Genomic DNA, 12,772 nt, shown 5'->3' on the forward strand with positions numbered 1-12,772 from the left:
ATATTGCGTAAGAAACATTTGAACAAAGTTTACAAGTTCTTAGCTTTACGAATTTGAAAAAAGTTATTTTTTAATTACTAATTCCTACGGAATATTAATTAAAAAATCTTTTTTCAATATGAGTAAAGCTTAGAACTTGTTGCTGAAGTGAAAGGTTTCTGAGCAAGATATCATTTTCCGCAGCGGTGGCATTTTATCTGTGAAAATTGAGTGATTAAATTTTAATTACTAGTAGGAGGTAGCCCATATGCATTTAGACAAAGATACTATCATTAAAGATTTTAAAAGAAAACTTATGGTTATGTATGCAGAAGATGTTAAAGAAGCTTCTATAATGCATAAATACTATGCTCTTGGAGGGCTTATAAAAGAGTATTGTTCAAAAAATTGGTTAAGAACAAATAAGCTATATAGTGAGAATAAAGTTAAACAAGTATATTATTTTTCTATGGAATTCTTAATGGGAAAACTTTTGATTAGTAATTTAATATCACTTGGAATTAAAGAGGTTTGTGAAGATGCATTAAAAGAACTTGACATTGATTTAAGAGAACTTGAAGATGTTGAGAAAGATGCAGGCCTTGGAAATGGGGGACTTGGTAGATTAGCAGCAGGTTTTTTAGATTCTATGGCATCACTTAAAATACCAGGTAACGGAAATGGTATACGGTATAAATATGGATTATTTGAACAAAAAATAGTTGACGGAAGGCAAGTAGAAGTGCCAGATAGATGGTTAAAAGAAGGATATGTATGGGAAACTAGAAAACACGACAAAGCTTTTATTGTAAGATTTGGCGGGGATGTAAGAGTAACTCAAGAAGATGGAAGATTTAAGATTATACACGAAAACTATGAACCAATTTTAGCAGTCCCATATGATGTTCCTATAATAGGATATAACAATGATACTGTTAATACCTTACGATTATGGAGTGCTGAGGCTGTAGATAAAGATTTCGATTTTGTATCTTTTTCTAATGGAAATTATGTTAAAGCTGTAGAATATAAATATTCTGTTGAAGCTATTTCTCAAGTTTTATATCCGGATGATTCTAATGAAAAGGGGAAACTTTTAAGATTAAAGCAAGAGTATTTTTTTGTAAGTGCAGGAGTTCAAAGTATAGTAAGAAAGTATAAAAAACTTGGACTTTCTATGGAGAAATTTAATGAGTATATTGCTATTCATATAAATGATACACATCCAGCGTTGGCAATTCCTGAGCTTATGAGAATATTAGTTGATGAAGAAAATATGCCTTGGGAAAAAGCTTGGGATATTACAATAAAAACTATATCATTTACAAATCATACAATACTTTCAGAGGCTATGGAAAAATGGAAATTGGAAATGTTTAAAAAGCTTTTACCAAGAATTTATATGATAATAGAAGAAATAAATAGAAGATTTTGTGGAGAACTTTTCGATAGATATGAAGGTGATTGGAACAAGATAAATAAAATGTCTATAATTCAAGATGGATATATAAGAATGGCTTATTTATCTATTGTAGGTTCACATTCAGTAAATGGAGTTGCAGAGCTTCACACAGAAATATTAAAAAATGTAGTTTTTAAAGAGTTTAATGATTTTTATACTCATAAGTTCAATAATAAGACAAATGGAATCACTCACAGAAGATGGCTTTTAAAAGCAAATCCACACTTAGCAAAACTTATTAGTAATACCATAGGAAATAATTGGATAAGGGAGCCAAATAAATTAATAAAACTTAAAAGATACTCTAAAGACAGAGTATTTCAAGAAAAGCTATTGAATATTAAACAGTCAAATAAAATAGAACTTTCAAATTTTGTAAAACAAAATTATGGGATAAGTATAGATCCTAATTCTATATTTGATGTTCAAGCTAAAAGACTTCATGAATATAAAAGACAACTTTTGAATGTATTTAATATTATGAATTTATACAATAGAGTAATAGAAAATCCTAATTTAGATATTGTTCCCAGAACATTTTTCTTTGGAGCAAAAGCTTCACCAGGGTATTATATGGCTAAGGAAATTATAAAACTTATTAATGCTGTGGGTAATAGAATAAATAATGATAAGAGAGTTAAAGATAAGATTAAAGTTGTTTTTCTTGAAAATTATAGAGTATCTTTAGCTGAAAAGCTTATTCCTTGTGCAAACGTAAGTGAACAAATATCAACAGCTTCTAAAGAAGCTTCAGGAACTGGTAATATGAAATTCATGATGAATGGAGCTGTTACTATTGCAACATTAGATGGAGCTAATATAGAAATAAAAGAAGCTGTTGGAGAGGAAAATATAGTTTTGTTTGGACTTAGAGCAGAAGAAGTAATTAACTATTATAAAAATGGAGGATACTCTTCTATTGATATATATGAAAAAGATAAACGTTTAAAAAACATAATTCAAACGCTTAAAGATGGTTTTTTAGATTCTAGTAATGTAAGTGTTTCTACAAATGAATTTGATGGGATTACAAATAAACTTCTTCACAATAATGATGAGTTCTTTGTACTTAAAGATTTTGATGCATATGTTAGGGCACAAAGCAAGATAGATATGCTATATAAAAATCAAAGTAAATGGCAGGAGATGAGTGCTGTAAATATAGCTTGTTCTGGAAGATTTTCTAGTGACAATACTATAAAGGAATACGCAAAAAATGTATGGGGAGTGTAGAAAAAATTAAAATATTATATGATTCATGGAATTTATTTTTCAAATGTCCTTTTGGAGCTGTAAAAAGTAATGATAAAGTAATTCTTCGATTGGCTATTTCTGATTTAGATCAAAATCTTAAAATAAAAAAAGTTATATTAAAATTAGTCAAAGATGAATATTCATATGAAACTCTAAAAGAAAAAAATTATATTATGAGTGTGGAGAAAGAACCTCCAAAAGGTATATTTAGAGAAACAAATATAGATAGTAAAAAAAGTATTTATAATTGCACAATAGATGTAGGTATAGAGAGTAAATTAGTTTTCTATTATTTCGAAATTTATTTAAGTAATAATAAAGTAATATATTATGGAAATAACAAAAGAAAAGTAGGGGGATTAGGAGAAATTTATGAAAATAATCCTATTCCATACCAAATAACAGTATATTCTAAAGAGTTAATAACTCCTAAATGGTTAAAACATTCAATTATGTATCAAATTTTTGTAGATAGATTTTTTAATGGAAATGATGATTTTAGAGTACTAAATCCAAGAAAGAATTGTTTTATTTATGGAAATTGGTATGATAAGCCTATGTATATAAAAGATTCAAAAACAAATGAAATTATAAGATGGGATTTTTATGGAGGAAATATAAAAGGAATTATTAAGAAATTAGATTATCTAAAGGATTTAGGAATTAATTTAATATACCTAAACCCTATATTTGAATCAGTTAGTAATCATAAATATGATACTGCAGATTATAAAAAAATAGATAGAATGTATGGAGACTTGGAGAGTTTTAAAGAGTTAGTACAACTTTCTAGAAGTAAGGGCATATACATTATTTTAGATGGCGTTTTTAATCATACAGGAAGTGACAGTATTTATTTTAATAAGTATAAAAAGTATGAAAGTCTAGGAGCATATCAGTCTAAGGATTCAAAGTATTATAATTGGTATAATTTTAATAAGTATCCGCAGGATTATGACTGTTGGTGGGGAGTAAAAGACTTACCTTGTGTTAACGAAATGGAAAAATCATACTTAGATTATATAATAAAGGACAATGATAGTGTTATAAATTATTGGATGAATACTGGAATAAAAGGATGGAGATTAGATGTTGCAGATGAGCTTCCAGATGAGTTTATTGAATTATTAAAAAAACAGTGTAAACAAAAAGATGAAGATTCTATAGTTATAGGTGAGGTGTGGGAAGATGCATCTAATAAAATAAGTTATGATAAAAGACGAAAATATTTTATAAATCAAGAATTAGATTCTGTTACAAATTATGTTTTTAGAGATAATTTGATTAAATTTTTTAGTAATGATATAAATGCTGAAATTTTATATGAAAATTTAATGAGTGTTTATGAAAATTATCCTATTCATAATTTTTATTCACTTATTAATGTAATTGGTACTCATGATGTAGAAAGAATTGCAACTATTTTAAAGAAGATAGTTATAGAGCGTGGTTTAGAAAAAGAATATAGTTTAAATAAAATTAATATAGAAACATCTTTAGAAGTGATATGCAAGGGAAATGAGTCTTTTGAGAATATAGATGAGTATTATGTATTTAAACTATTGAAATTAATAGTGTTAATACAATTTACATTTCCAGGAGTTCCTCATTTATATTACGGGGATGAGGCTGGACTATATGGTGAAAAAGATCCATGCAATAGGGCTTGTTATCCTTGGGGAAAAGAAAATAAGAATATATTAAAAATGTATAAGCAAATCATTAAAATTCGAAAAGAAAATTCAATATTGAGTACAGGATATTGGAAACCATTTTATATTTATGATGATATATACGGATATATTAGATATCATAAAAAGGGTAAAGATTGTTTTGGAGATGATACGCAAAAATCAATTATAATAGTTTTAGTAAATAGAAGTTTTAAAGAGAAGTATAATATTGAATTGAAAGTAGATGAAAATATTTTAGAAAATTATGATAGGCAGATTTTTGTTAATTTATTTAATGAAAATGAAAAAACTATTTTGCAAGAGGGAATTTTGAGAGTATATTTAGAACCATTAGAAGGAAAGATATTAGTACTAAAAACATAAGTTTAATGTTAATGGGGCTGTCGCATTAAGAAATTTACATACAATATATTGCTTTTTGAATTTTAAATAAACACAATATATTGTAGTATTTACTTTTAGTGCAATAGCCCCATATATTAGTTATTTTGCCCTAAGGCAAAATTTCCTTAATTATTAATTATTAATTCAACTTTCGCAGGACAAAAATACTGCTTAGCGAAGGGAAATGATATATTGCGTAAGAAACATTTGAACAAAGTTTACAAGTTCTTAGTTTTACGAATTTGAAAAAAGTTATTTTTTAATTATTGATTCCTACGGAATATTAATTAAAAAATCTTTTTTCAATATGAGTAAAACTTAGAACTTGTTACTGAAGTGAAAGGTTTCTGAGCAAGATATCATTTCCCGCAGCGGTTATTTTTCACCTGTTTTTATTCAGTATCATTGCATTGATACTTGATATTTTTTTAATGTATTTTTGAAATCTTTTATACTAATTAATCCAGCTGTTAAACATGCTAGAAAATCTGAAATAGGGAACGCTAACCAAATACCAGTAAGACCTAAATTAAATACTGATGGCAGTATCAAAGAAATAGGTATAAAGAAAATTATTTGTCTAAGCATTGATAAGAGTAAGGACATTTTAGCCTTTCCTATAGATTGATATACTCCTAACGATGTCATATAAATACCCAATAGTGGGTAGATTAACATTACTATTTTTATTACACTGCTTCCTTGGTTTATTAAAGATGTATCATTTGTAAATAATCCAACTATAGATTTAGGCATTATATATATTAACATTACTAGTAATGTTGAAATACATGTGGATACTATCAAATTGATTTTAACAGTATTTTTTATTCTAGTAATATTTCCTGCTCCCATACTATATCCAACAATAGGCTGCATTCCTTGAATAAGACCAGTTAAAGGCATTTGAACAAATAGTGTAAGTTTAAATATTATGCCATATATAGATACTGCTTTATCTCCACCATAATGATAAAGTGTATAATTCAATAGTAGTGCTACGATGCTGGCAGAAATCTGTATTATAAATGCTGAAAAACCTATAGATAGCATTTCCTTTACTATAGTTTTATCATATCTAAGATATTTTGTTTTAATCTTAACTGAAGATTTTTTCATAAAATAGTAAACAATATAAGTAAAATTAATCATTTTTGAGATAGAAGTGGCAAGTCCTGCTCCAGCTATTCCCCATTTAAAAACATATATAAATAAGTAGTCTAAAAATACATTAGCAATCATTCCTATAATCATAGAATACATTGCATCTTTTGCATTACCCTCTGCTCTTAAAATATTATTTGAAGCTACACAAATAGGAAATACAAATACTCCAATAAACATTGTTTTTGCATAATCTGCTGCATAAGGCAATACGGCATCACTAGCACCAAACATTTTTACAATTTCTTTTGTGAAAACAAGTCCTGTTATGGAAAATATTACTGAAAAGATTCCTATCAATAAAAATAGATTTCCACAAGCTTTATTGACACCTTCTTCATCTTTCTTTCCAAGCTTTCTTGATACAATTGATGAAGTCCCAATTCCTATTAGTAGAGCCACAGATAATATCATCATTTGAATAGGAAGGTATATTGATACTCCAGCAATACCAAGTGAGCCTACTCCTCGTCCTATAAATATTGTATCCACTATGTTATATATAGCATTTATTAACATTGCTATAGATGCTGGAATACTAAGTTTCATAAGTGCACTAAATTCATTTTCTTCTCCAAGAATTTTTTCTCTGTTCATATTAACCCTCCAATAGTTGTTCTTTACAAATTTATTATATGTTATATAGTTGCATATTGCAACTATATTTTTATAAGGAGATTATAAATTGTCTTAAAGGGTTTGGTGTTTTAAAGTTAAGTAAATTTATAATTTCTTAGCAAAGTAAAAGATTTTTCTTGTTCTTATTAAAATATGATAAAATTACACATAGAGAAAATGTTTTGTATTATAATATATTTTATGAAACTATTTAGGAGTGAAAACGTATGACTAATTTTTTCAAATATGATTCATTAACTGGCAAAATTTCTTTTGGAAAATGGATTGATATAATTTCTAGACATCTCTCGTATTATATAGTAAAAAACTTAAAGAAATATAATTTAAATAGAAATGAATATAAATATTTAATTCAAATTTATATTAGAGAAGGATTTTGTCAAGAAGACATGGTAGAGAGATTAAAGGTAGATAAATATGAAGTTGCTAAGAGTGTTAAATCTTTAATAGAAAAAGGGTATATATATAAAACAAAAGATGAAGAGGATAGAAGAAAATATAGACTATTCCTAACAGATAAGGCTAAAGAAATAAAAAGTGACTTTATACATATTTTAGAACAATCTTCTGAAGTTTTAACTAGAAATTTTTCAGAAAAGGAAAAACAATTATTGTTAGATTTTTTATTTAGAATGACTGAAAATATATATGAAGAAACTACAAAATTAAAAAATCAATAGTTCAACTTTTGCAGATGAAAAATAGCCGCTACGGGAAAGGATATCTTGCTTAGAAACCTTTCACTTCAGTAACAAGTTCTAAGCTTTGCTCATATTGAAAAAAGATTTTTTAATTAATATTCCGTAGGAATCAGTAATTAAAAAATAACTTTTTTCAAATTCGTAAAGCTAAGAACTTGTAAACTTTGTTCAAATGTTTCTTACGCAATATATCATTTTCCTTCGCTAAGAAATATTTTTTACTACGAAAGTTGAATCAATAAAAATGAAACATAATTTGAGAAGTATGTGATGAAGAGAAAAATATTAGATAAAAAACAATGTCCCAAAATAAAAATATACTACAATATGTTGTATGTAAAATTATTTTGAGACATTCCTTAGAATTTAAGTGATTGGTAATTTACTAAAAAATTCTTTGTATGACATATCTGTTTCTAATATATGATGACTTATCCAGTTTTCAATAAAAGATAACATTTTTAAAACTGAGTCTTTTTGTTCAAAATCTATACTTTTTTCATTAAAACTGTCCATTTTATGTATAAAACTTTTATGCTCTAGTCTATGTAATTTAAATTGTAGGGTTTCATAGCCGTGTTTTGTGAGAAGATCTTCCTCACTTTTAAAATGATAGTGGGTATAGTCTTTTAATTCATCGAGTATATTCATTATCTCATCAAAGTGATCATATTCATCATCTAATTCGATTAATTCATATAGTTCTTTACCTAGTTCAAATAATTTTTTATGCTGTTTGTTTATTTCTTCAACACCTACTGAATATGAATCTTTCCATTTGAACATTATGTAGTCCTCCTTTATGCAATATATAAGATCAACTTTTCAAAGTAAAAATAATATTAATAAACTGAGAAAGTTGAATAAAGTATATTTAGTAATAATTATTATATCACATAAAAAGTATATTGAAAAATTATATATAAGGTTAAATCAAAAATCTCCTCTGCCTTGTTTATCTACTGAAGCTTTTACATGTACTTCTATATCAGAATTACACACCGCTTCATTCCAATCAATGCCTTTATGTCGACCATATTTTGCAACAGCAAATTTACCCAAACCTAAAATATCAGTATCATATTTATGCTTATATTCTTTAAAAAAATCATAGGCAATTTTTTCAACGGAGTTTTCTATATCTTTTTCAAAATTTTTTAATACTTGTGGATCTTTATTAAAATTTTTATATAATTCATTATTTACAATAGTACCTTTTAAATTCAGATTTATTGTAAATTTATATTTTTCACCTATTTTAGAACATTTAACTTTTTTCTTAGATGTTGCATAATAATTTATATATTCATTTGCATTATTTTGTATGGATAGCATCCCTTTTACATTATTGAACTTTAGTAAATTTAAAATTTTAGCATCTTTTACATTTATTTTTCCTATCATTTTGTCACCTTTAAAAAGAGCTAGGCCAGTTACTTCAAGACCAAATTTTTTTAGCTCTAAATAGGGCAGTACAGTATTTCTTCCCTCAGAATCTAATCGCTCTATTAAATCCATAATAGTATTTTGTGGGGAGAAAAAGGCATAATCACCTAAGTGTTTTAACATTCCTTCAATATAATCTCCTGAATTTGGATATCCTTTAACTTTATAGTTTAAAATATCTTCACAACTTTGTTTACATACAACAACAAGAGCATTATCATTTATCAATGGATTATTTAATAGTATGTCTATTAAAGGACTTAATGTAAGTTTTGCAAAATCTTCATTCATTAAAAATACTTTTTCAATACCTAATAAAAATTTCCTATTAGATTTTAAATTACGGCTTTCTCTAGTTTCTCCTATGTTATGTGCTTTGCCTGTAAGCACATGGCTTGTGATATCACCTTTATGTTCAAAGATATATAAAGCAATGGGAACACTATATAATAAATTAGATTTGCCTTCCATTATTAAATCATTTCCTACAGCTACGGGAATGTCTAATTTTTCTAATATTTGTCCCTTAGAACCTATGAAAGTATATAAAAAAATTGCTAATAGTACAAGTATTATTATGAATTTATTAAATCTTTTGAACATTTACATCACCTTTTTTTATTATTGTTATAAAAGTTATTAAAGAAACATATGTTGTATTAAAAATTACATGTATAGGTATTAACATATCAGCTAAATTTCTTCTCATAGTTGGATTGCCATATTTAGTTGATATATAAAAAAATAGTGGATAAAGTAAAATAACTAATTTTTTTCTATTTAAAGATATATTATTACTTAATTTGTTTAAACCAAAAGTAAATAAGTAATAATAAGTAGATAATGTTTTAAGCATTAATAGCAGCCATAAACTCATAAAAATATATCTAAAGTTATTAATAACTGGTATAATAACAGATTCTGATACAGTTACTACAGGCCATAAAAATTTAGGGAGAGTATCAATACCTAGATAATATATAGAAATAAAGGTGAACCATGTGTAAATAAGAATAGTGATAAATATGCCTTTTATACTACTTTTTTTAAATTCTTTATTACCTTTAAAAAAAGGGGATATTAAAAATAAAGCTTCTGCTCCAGAAAAGGCTAATATTGTTTCCTTACTACCTTTTAATATACCTGTAAAACCTGAACCAAATACAGGCATTATATTAAAAAAACTTCCTTGTTTTAAAGCTGGTATAGGGATAAAAACACCAAGAATTACTATATAAAAAATTATTACATTTACTCTTCCTAATGTTTTAATACCTTTATAGGCAATGAAAGCTGGTACTAAAAGTATAATTAATATAATTTTATATTTATTTAAAAAAGGAGTCATGTATATTAGAAGTACATTACTCATTGCTGAAGCTACCTGGGTTAATATAAAAAGAAAAAAAAGAAGAAATAGAAAATTTAAAACAGTACCTAAGAACTTTCCCAAAAATTTTTTACTTAACGTTAATATGTTATCTTTAGGATATTTTTTATGTACATAACTTGCTAAAAAAGCCATATATAAAGGATATATAGAACCTAAAATACAACATATCCATCCATCTTGTTGAGCAGCTTTTACAACACTTAAAGGTAAAACTAATACTCCAGGTCCAATTAAAAAGCCAGTAATGGTAAATGTTAATTCACTAGGAGTTAAGATACTGTCTGAATCTTTATCCATTCTTTTTCCTCCTGAATTTTAATTTAAAATTTGTTTGCCTTGTAGAGTTATTATTTGGTATTACTTCAGGTCTTTTATTCATAGTCCATATAGGTGACCTTATAAATGTATCTTTCATATCATTTTTATAAAGTGAAAAGTAGGGTACTCCAAAACTGTCTAGAGAACAAAGATATGCTATAATAAAAAACCAAGTTACACCTACACCTAACATTCCTAACCAATTTGAAAGTATTAACATTGGGTAATTTAACAGTCTTATTGAAAGAGACATTTCATAATTAGGAATTAAAAAAGTAGCTACAGTTGTAATTCCAATTATAAGTAAAGTTACAGAACTTATGATTTTAGCTTGAATGGCAGCGTCACCTATAATAATACCGCCTACTACACTTAAAGTTTGACCTATTTTACCTGGAAGTCTAAGTCCTCCTTCTCTTAAAAATTCTACAATCAAATTCATTGAAATCATAGACATGAAAGGAGTTAGAGCTATACCTTGTCGTGATTGGATTATAGATTGCATAAAAGTTATAGGTATTAATTCTGAATTAAACTTTATAAGTGTCAAATAAACAGAAGGCAAAGTTATTACTATAAAGGCAGCTATATATCTTAATATTCTTGCAGCTGAGGATACAATAGTTCTGTGATAATAGTCTTCTACTGTTTGAAAAAATTCTACAAATACAGCAGGTACAGTTATTACAAAGCAAGTTCCTTCTATTAATATAGCAATTCTACCTTCTAACAAATTCGCTTGAACTATATCAGATCTTTCTGTAGCAAAAAATTGTGGAAAAATACTGAGAGTATGTTGTTCAATACATTGTTCCATTATACCAGTAGTGTTGATAGAATCTATATCTATTGAGTTTATTTTATTTTTTATTTTTTCTAATAAATTTTTATCTACTATATCATCTATATACATAAGTGCTATGTCTGTTTCAGATCTTCTACCTAAAACTAGTTTTTCAGTTACTAGATTTTGCTGCTTTAGTCTTCTTTGTAATAAGCTTATGTTTGTTGATAAATTTTCTACAAATCCATCTCTAGGTCCTCTAACAGAAGATTCGTTTAAGTGGTCTGAAATGTTTCTATATTCGCCACCAGAAGTATCTAATATAATGAAATTAGAACAATTTTCAAGTAGTACTAAAGTTTTTCCCCTTTTAAGAGAATCTAATGCTTTATTAATATCTTTTTCTACATAGGAACTACTTATTGTAATGTACTTTTTACATATATAATCTTCTTTTTTATCTATGTTTATTAAATTTTCTTTTACATGAAGCATTAGAGGATTTAATACATCTCTGTCTATAATGTTTTTGTTTACTAATCCATCTATATATATAATAGCTGACTCAATACAAGTTTCTTTTCCTATAAAAAACTTTTTTACAACTAATTCACTGTTATTTACAATTAATTTTGTAATGTTATCTATATTATATTGAAGAGTATTATTTGCATCTTTCACAAAAATCACCACCATAGTAATATAACTTTAGTATGGATTAATTAGAAAAAAATATTAGTATAGATTAAATAGAAATATTTTACTATTTAAAAGAATAAATTTTTGTTATAATGTATTAGTGATTTAACTTTTGCAGGTGAAAATAATCATTGAGCTTATAACTATAAGAGAAGGAGAATGTACAGATGATTAAATTACTTTGGTATACTTATTTTGGAATATATATGATGGTTTTTAGTATTACAGGAAAAACAAAAATGTTTTTTTTAAAGGGAAAGTCACAAGAAGTTATAGATGAATATGTTTATAAAAAGGTTAAGAGTTTATCAGATCATATTTTGAAAAAATCTAAAACAAAAACAATAGTAAAAGGGCTTGAAAATATACCAGATGAACCTTGTGTTTTTATATCTAATCATCAAGCAATTTTTGATGGGTTTTTATTATATTCAAATCTTAATAGACTTACAGGGTTTATTGCAAAAAAGGAAATAATCAAAATTCCTTTAGTTAGCACATGGTTAAGGGCAGTTCACAGTGTATTTATTGATAGAAAAAATGTTAGAGAGGGTTTGAAATCTATAAATGAAGGTGTAGAAAATTTAAAAAAAGGATATTCTATGATTATTTTTCCAGAGGGTACAAGAAGTTTAAAGTCAGAAATGGGAGAGTTTAAAAAAGGAAGTATGAAATTAGCTATAAAAGCAAATGTGCCAATTGTACCTATTACTGTAGATGGAACCTATAAAGTTTTGGAAGTTGGTAATAAGGTGAGAGGGAACACTGTTAAAATGACAGTTCATAAACCTATATATATTGAAAAATTATCTAAAGAAGAGAGAGAAATTTAAATCAAATTACTCATGATATAAT

At 26.3% G+C, this 12,772-nt stretch carries 9 protein-coding genes; 4 read left to right on the forward strand and 5 right to left on the reverse strand.

Annotated elements, in window-relative coordinates:
- Positions 1 to 247: 247 nt before the first annotated feature.
- Both ACFIJ5_RS09065 and ACFIJ5_RS09070 read left to right on the forward strand, forming a co-directional pair.
- Complete coding sequence (locus ACFIJ5_RS09065; protein ID WP_379806229.1) at positions 248 to 2,674, forward strand: glycogen/starch/alpha-glucan phosphorylase; 2,427 nt, start codon at positions 248 to 250, stop codon at positions 2,672 to 2,674.
- Positions 2,662 to 4,752, forward strand: a complete 2,091-nt coding sequence (locus ACFIJ5_RS09070; RefSeq protein WP_379806231.1) for a glycoside hydrolase family 13 protein — start codon at positions 2,662 to 2,664, stop codon at positions 4,750 to 4,752. The genes ACFIJ5_RS09065 and ACFIJ5_RS09070 overlap by 13 nt, the downstream gene beginning before the upstream one ends.
- A gap of 423 nt (positions 4,753 to 5,175) precedes the next feature.
- On the opposite strand, the gene ACFIJ5_RS09075 is transcribed toward ACFIJ5_RS09070, so the two are convergent.
- Positions 5,176 to 6,534 carry an MATE family efflux transporter gene (locus ACFIJ5_RS09075; RefSeq protein ID WP_379806233.1) on the reverse strand — a complete coding sequence of 453 codons (1,359 nt, stop codon included), beginning with the start codon at positions 6,532 to 6,534 and terminating at the stop codon, positions 5,176 to 5,178.
- A 248-nt stretch (positions 6,535 to 6,782) separates the two neighbouring features.
- Between ACFIJ5_RS09075 and ACFIJ5_RS09080 the strand changes: the two genes are divergently transcribed.
- Positions 6,783 to 7,256: a MarR family winged helix-turn-helix transcriptional regulator gene (locus ACFIJ5_RS09080; RefSeq protein ID WP_379806235.1), complete on the forward strand. Its 474-nt coding sequence runs from the start codon at positions 6,783 to 6,785 to the stop codon at positions 7,254 to 7,256.
- Positions 7,257 to 7,643: 387 nt separating this feature from the next.
- Here the strand turns inward: ACFIJ5_RS09080 and ACFIJ5_RS09085 are convergent, their stop codons facing one another.
- From ACFIJ5_RS09085 to ACFIJ5_RS09100, 4 genes are all read right to left on the reverse strand, one after another.
- Positions 7,644 to 8,063, reverse strand: coding sequence for a bacteriohemerythrin (locus tag ACFIJ5_RS09085; RefSeq protein ID WP_379806237.1), 420 nt, complete (start codon positions 8,061 to 8,063; stop codon positions 7,644 to 7,646).
- A 147-nt stretch (positions 8,064 to 8,210) separates the two neighbouring features.
- Complete coding sequence (locus ACFIJ5_RS09090) at positions 8,211 to 9,326, reverse strand: Ger(x)C family spore germination protein (protein ID WP_379806239.1); 1,116 nt, start codon at positions 9,324 to 9,326, stop codon at positions 8,211 to 8,213.
- Positions 9,310 to 10,413 (reverse strand): GerAB/ArcD/ProY family transporter, encoded by a 1,104-nt coding sequence (locus ACFIJ5_RS09095; protein WP_379806241.1) that lies wholly within the window; start codon positions 10,411 to 10,413, stop codon positions 9,310 to 9,312. The genes ACFIJ5_RS09090 and ACFIJ5_RS09095 overlap by 17 nt, the downstream gene beginning before the upstream one ends.
- Entirely contained in the window at positions 10,406 to 11,914 is a 1,509-nt protein-coding gene (locus ACFIJ5_RS09100; RefSeq protein WP_379806243.1) for a spore germination protein, read from the reverse strand. Before ACFIJ5_RS09100 ends, ACFIJ5_RS09095 begins: the two co-directional genes overlap by 8 nt.
- Before the next feature lie 170 nt (positions 11,915 to 12,084).
- Between ACFIJ5_RS09100 and ACFIJ5_RS09105 the strand changes: the two genes are divergently transcribed.
- Positions 12,085 to 12,750, forward strand: coding sequence for a lysophospholipid acyltransferase family protein (locus ACFIJ5_RS09105; RefSeq protein ID WP_379806245.1), 666 nt, complete (start codon positions 12,085 to 12,087; stop codon positions 12,748 to 12,750).
- Positions 12,751 to 12,772 lie beyond the last annotated feature (22 nt).

The organism is Haloimpatiens myeolchijeotgali (assembly GCF_042688525.2).
Taxonomy (GTDB): domain Bacteria; phylum Bacillota; class Clostridia; order Clostridiales; family Clostridiaceae; genus Haloimpatiens.